General features: G+C 73.4%; 5 protein-coding genes and 1 pseudogene. 4 read left to right on the forward strand and 2 right to left on the reverse strand.

What is annotated here, in order from left to right; all coding sequences use genetic code 11:
* Nucleotides 1-565: SDR family NAD(P)-dependent oxidoreductase (locus EHS43_RS37410; RefSeq protein ID WP_185806580.1), on the reverse strand; the 565-nt coding region annotated here is incomplete at its 3' end.
* A gap of 179 nt (nucleotides 566-744) precedes the next feature.
* On the opposite strand from EHS43_RS37410, the gene EHS43_RS37415 reads away from it, so the two are divergent.
* Entirely contained in the window at nucleotides 745-1,134 is a 390-nt protein-coding gene (locus EHS43_RS37415; protein ID WP_125195075.1) for a ribonuclease domain-containing protein, read from the forward strand.
* A gap of 76 nt (nucleotides 1,135-1,210) precedes the next feature.
* On the opposite strand, the gene EHS43_RS37420 is transcribed toward EHS43_RS37415, so the two are convergent.
* A complete protein-coding gene (locus EHS43_RS37420; RefSeq protein WP_125195076.1) occupies nucleotides 1,211-1,411 on the reverse strand; it encodes a hypothetical protein in 201 nt (66 codons plus the stop codon).
* 169 nt (nucleotides 1,412-1,580) lie between these two features.
* Here EHS43_RS37420 and EHS43_RS37425 point away from each other — a divergent pair, with 169 nt between their 5' ends.
* The 3 genes and pseudogenes from EHS43_RS37425 (at nucleotide 1,581) to EHS43_RS37435 (ending at nucleotide 4,840) form a co-directional block, all read left to right on the forward strand.
* On the forward strand, nucleotides 1,581-2,846 hold the full coding sequence (locus EHS43_RS37425) for a sensor histidine kinase (protein WP_125195077.1): 1,266 nt from the start codon (nucleotides 1,581-1,583) through the stop codon (nucleotides 2,844-2,846).
* Nucleotides 2,847-2,928: 82 nt separating this feature from the next.
* Complete coding sequence (locus EHS43_RS37430; RefSeq protein ID WP_125195078.1) at nucleotides 2,929-3,618, forward strand: response regulator transcription factor; 690 nt, start codon at nucleotides 2,929-2,931, stop codon at nucleotides 3,616-3,618.
* A 39-nt stretch (nucleotides 3,619-3,657) separates the two neighbouring features.
* Nucleotides 3,658-4,840, forward strand: a pseudogene (locus EHS43_RS37435) (cytochrome P450).
* The last annotated feature ends 32 nt before the right edge of the window (nucleotides 4,841-4,872 follow it).

The raw sequence follows: 4,872 nt of genomic DNA on the forward strand, positions 1-4,872 counted from the left end.
TGTTCGCCGTGATGCCCCGCGGCCCCAGCTCACGCGCGAGGGCCCGCGTCAGCCCGATCAGCGCCGACTTGCTCGTCGTGTACAGGGTCCCGCCGGGGCCGGGCACCCGCTGGGTCATACAGCTGCCGATCGTGATGATCCGCCCGCCGTCCCGCATCAGGGCGGCCGCCGCCCGGGAGGCCAGGAACACCCCGCGCACGTTGACGGCCAGCACCCGGTCGACCTGTGCGAGGGACAGCTCGTCCAGCGGACCGAGCACCCCCACGCCCGCGTTGTTCACCAGGACGTCCAGCCCTCCGAGCGCCTCCGCTGTTCGCGGCACCGCCCCCGCGGCCTCCTCCGCGTCCGCGGAGTCCGCCCGCAGGGCCACGCCCCGCCGCCCCAGCGCCTCGATCCGCCGTACGACGTCCGCGGCGGCCTCCTTGCCGTCCACGTACGTCACGGCCACGTCCGCGCCCTCCCGCGCCAGCCGTACCGCCGTGGCCGCACCGATGCCCCGGCTGCCGCCGGTGACGAGCGCTGCCTTGCCGTGCAGAGTTCCGTGAGTCGTTGTCATGACACCCATCCCACCGGCCCGCTCCGTGACCCGCTGGCGGCGAACGGACACGTACCTCGGCCCGCCTGCCGCCCGTTCGTGAAGACGCCGGTCGGCAGGTTAACTTCCCGAAAACTGATCGGACTTGACGGGAAAATCTCCGGAGTTGTCATTGACATGCCACTGTCTACGCGCGTCATCATGAGGTCATGAGATTCCCCCCACGGATCACTCGCATCGGCGCCACGGCTGCCGTCCTGTCCGCCCTCCTCGTCGGCGGCACCGTCACCACCGCCACACCGGCAGCGGCCGCCGTCGGCAGCATCTGCTACTCCAGGCTGCCCTCCCAGGCGTACGACACCCTGGACCTGATCGAACAGGGCGGCCCCTACCCCTACTCGCAGGACGGGAGCGTCTTCCAGAACCGCGAAGGCGTCCTGCCGAGCCGGTCGACCGGCTACTACCACGAGTACACGGTGATCACGCCGGGCTCCTCCACGCGCGGGGCGCGCCGGATCGTCACCGGGGAGAAGAGCCAGGAGGACTACTACACGGCGGACCACTACGCCACGTTCAACCTGGTCGACTACGGCTGCTGACCGGGCCGTCGAGGTTCCTCGCGGCCTCTGCGGCCGTTGCGGGCCGGGGGACGGCGTGGCCGGTCCCGGCCCGCGCTCAGCCCGGACCCCGGCTCTCCGCGGCGGCGAACAGCGCGAACGCCAGCACGATCAGGGCGATGCTCGCGTAGATCCCGTAGCCGTCGAGGAAGCCGATCCGCTGGACGAGGCCGATGTGCCAGCCGGTGAACTCGTGCAGCAGACCCGCCCCGCCCTGCACCAGGGCGAGGACACCGAGCAGTTCCAGCAGTTGCTTCATGGACGGAGCCTCGCCCCGCGGACCCCCCACGGTCATCGGCCGCGGGGCGAGGCCCGAGCCACCGAAGCATCGGACTCGCCGACGCACCCGCGCCGAAAGTCTGCGCTGCCGCGACTTTGGTCGCCGATCCCGGTCACGGGGAGGTGCGCCCGGTCCCCAGTGCGTAGATTTGTCGACCGTGAGCGCTGACGAGAGGCTTCCCGAGCCCCCGGTCCTGTCCGGCCGGCGCTGGCTGCTGCCGTCCGCCGTGCTCCACGAGTTCGAGCCCGCCGACACCCGGCCCGGACGGCGTCCCCGGCGCACCGCGCGTGACTGGCTCGTCGACTTCTCCTGCTTCCTCCTGGCCGTCGCCATCGGCCTGATCGCCGCGGACGCCGTGGGCGACAACCCGCATGTCTCGCGCACCGCGGCCGAGCTCGACCAACTGCTCGGCGCGCTCGCCTGCGCGGCCGTATGGCTGCGCCGCCGTTGGCCGCTCGGCCTCGCCCTGGCCACGATCCCGCTCAGCCTGCTCTCGGACACCGCTGGCGGCGCCTGCATGATCGCCGTCTTCACCCTCGCCGTGCACCGCCCCTTCCGGTACGTCGCCTGGGTGGCCGGCGCCAACATCGCCACCGTCCCCCTCACCTACCGGCTGCGGCCCGACGCGGACCTGCCGTACCTCGTCTGCGTCGTCCTCGCCGTGGTGCTGATCGCCGCCGTCGTCGGCTGGGGCCTTCTCGTGCGGGCCAAACGGCAGCTCATGGTCAGCCTGCGCGACCGTGCCCGGCGCGCCGAGACCGAGGCGCGGCTGCGGGCCGAGCAGGCGCAGCGGCTCGCCCGCGAGGCCATCGCGCGCGAGATGCACGACGTCCTCGCGCATCGCCTGACCCTGCTCAGCGTCCACGCCGGCGCCCTGGAGTTCCGGCCGGACGCGCCCCGGGAGGAGGTCGCGCGCGCGGCCGGCGTCATCCGGGAGAGCGCGCACGAGGCCCTCCAGGACCTGCGGGAGATCATCGGCGTGCTGCGGGCCGCGGACTCGGACCACGACGACACGGGCCGCCCCCAGCCGACCCTCGCCGCGCTCGACACCCTGGTCGCCGAGTCCCGTGAGGCCGGCATGAAGGTCCTCCTCGACAGCCGGGTCTCCGACCCCGCCGCCGTGCCCGCCTCCGTGGGCCGCACCGCCTACCGCATCGCCCAGGAGAGCCTCACCAACGCCCGCAAGCACGCCCCCGGCACGGAGGTCACGGTCACCGTCACAGGCGGCCCGGGCGAGGGCCTGACCGTGGCCGTCCGCAACCCTCCGCCCGAAGGCCCGGTGCCGCACGTCCCCGGCTCGGGCCAGGGGCTGATCGGCCTCACCGAGCGCGCCACGCTCACCGGGGGCCGCCTCGACCACGGGGTGGAGCGGGACGGGGCGTTCGGGGTCCGGGCGTGGCTGCCGTGGGGATGACGGCACCCGCTGCCGCCGGCGGTGCAACTCGCCCGCCCGCAAGGGTGATTGCCGTGCGCCTCCGCGTGATTACGTAGGGCCCATGACAGCGATCAGACTGCTCCTCGTCGACGACGATCCCCTGGTGCGGGCCGGTCTGTCCCTGATGCTGGGCGGGGCCGACGACATCGAGATCGTCGGGGAGGCGGCCGACGGCACCGAGGTCGGGGCCGCCGTCGACCGGACCCGCCCGGACGTCGTCCTCATGGACATCAGGATGCCGGCCGTGGACGGCCTCACGGCCACGGAGCGGCTGCGCGCCCGCCCCGACGCCCCGCAGGTCGTCGTCCTGACCACCTTCCACGCCGACGAGCAGGTCCTGCGCGCGCTGCGCGCCGGCGCCGCCGGGTTCGTCCTCAAGGACACCCCGCCCGCCGAGATCCTCGCCGCCGTACGCCGGGTCGCGGCCGGCGACCCGGTCCTGTCACCCGCGGTCACCCGCCAGCTGATGGACCACGCGGCCGGCAGCCCCGCCGACACCCGACGGGCACGCGCGCGTGAGCGCGTCACCGCCCTCAACGACCGCGAACGCGAGGTCGCCGTCGCCGTCGGGCAGGGCCTGTCCAACGCCGAGATCGCCGCCGCCCTCTACATGAGCGTCGCCACCGTCAAGACGCACGTCTCCCGCGCCCTGGCCAAGCTCGACCTCAACAACCGGGTGCAGATCGCGTTGTTGGCGTACGACGCCGGGCTGCTGGAGCAGTCCGCGGAACCCGATCCGGACGGGCACTAGGCGCGGTCACCGGACGTTGACGGTGTGAAGGGGGAGTGCATGACCGACGCAGTGATCGATCTCGGGGAGTACGGGGACGCGTTCCGCGCCGACCCGCACCCCGTGTACGCCCAGTTGCGCGCGCTGGGCCCGGTGCACCGGGTGCGCCCGCCCGGCTCCGACGCCGGCTACGCGACCTGGCTCGTCGTCGGACACGAGGAGGCGCGCGCGGCCCTCGCCGATCCGAGACTGTCCAAGGACGGCCGCCGGGTGGGCATGACCTTCGACGACGAGGCGCTGATCGGCCGCCATCCGCTGAACACCGACCCGCCCGAGCACACGAGGCTGCGCGGCCTGGTCTCCCGTGCCTTCACCATGCGCCGGGTCGAGCGGCTGCGGCCCAGGGTCCAGGAGATCACCGACGACCTCCTCGACGCGATGCTGCCGCACGGCCGAGCCGACCTCGTGCGGTCCCTCGCCTACCCGCTGCCGATCACCGTGATCTGCGAGCTCCTCGGCGTCCCCGAGATGGACCGCACCGAGTTCCGCAAACTGTCCACGGAGGTCGTGGCACCCACCAGCCCGGAGAGTTCGTACGACGCCGTCCTGCGCCTCGGCGAGTACCTCGAGGAGCTCATCGAGGACAAGCGGTGCGCCGGACCGAGCGACGACCTCCTCGGCGACCTCATCCGCACCACCGCCTCCGACGGCGACCGGCTCTCCCCGTCGGAACTGCGCGGCATGGCCTTCCTGCTGCTGATCGCGGGCCACGACGGTCAACCTGATCACCAACGCCGTGCACGCCCTGCTCACCCACCCGGACCAGCTCGCCGCCCTCCGCGCCGACATGAGCCTCGTCGACGGGGCGGTCGAGGAGACGCTGCGCTATGAGGGCCCGGTGGAGAACGCGACGTTCCGGTACGCGGCCGAGCCCCTGGAGATAGCGGGCCGGGCCATCGCCGAGGGCGACCCCGTGATGATCTGCCTGAGCGCGGCCGACCGCGACGCCTCCCGCTACCCGGCCCCGGACCGCTTCGACATCCGCCGCGACTCCCGCGGCCACCTCGCCTTCGGCCACGGCATCCACTACTGCCTGGGCGCCCCGCTGGCCCGCCTGGAGGCAGGCACGGCGATCCGGAGCCTCCTGGGCCGGGCCCCCGCCCTCACCCTCGACGGCCCCACGGGGGAGTGGCTGCCGGGAATGCTGATCAGGGGTGTGCGGAGCCTGCCGGTGCGGTGGTAGGGCTCAGCGGGGCCGGGTGCGGTCCGCGTGGT

The organism is Streptomyces sp. RP5T (assembly GCF_003933965.1).
In the GTDB taxonomy this organism is placed as follows: domain Bacteria; phylum Actinomycetota; class Actinomycetes; order Streptomycetales; family Streptomycetaceae; genus Streptomyces.

Bases quoted from the DNA above. Each gene is read 5' to 3' on its own strand.
- EHS43_RS37415 (WP_125195075.1), top strand. From the start codon at position 745: ATGAGATTCCCCCCACGGATCACTCGCATCGGCGCCACGGCTGCCGTC.
- EHS43_RS37420 (WP_125195076.1), bottom strand. From the start codon at position 1,411: ATGAAGCAACTGCTGGAACTGCTCGGTGTCCTCGCCCTGGTGCAGGGC.
- EHS43_RS37430 (WP_125195078.1), top strand. From the start codon at position 2,929: ATGACAGCGATCAGACTGCTCCTCGTCGACGACGATCCCCTGGTGCGG.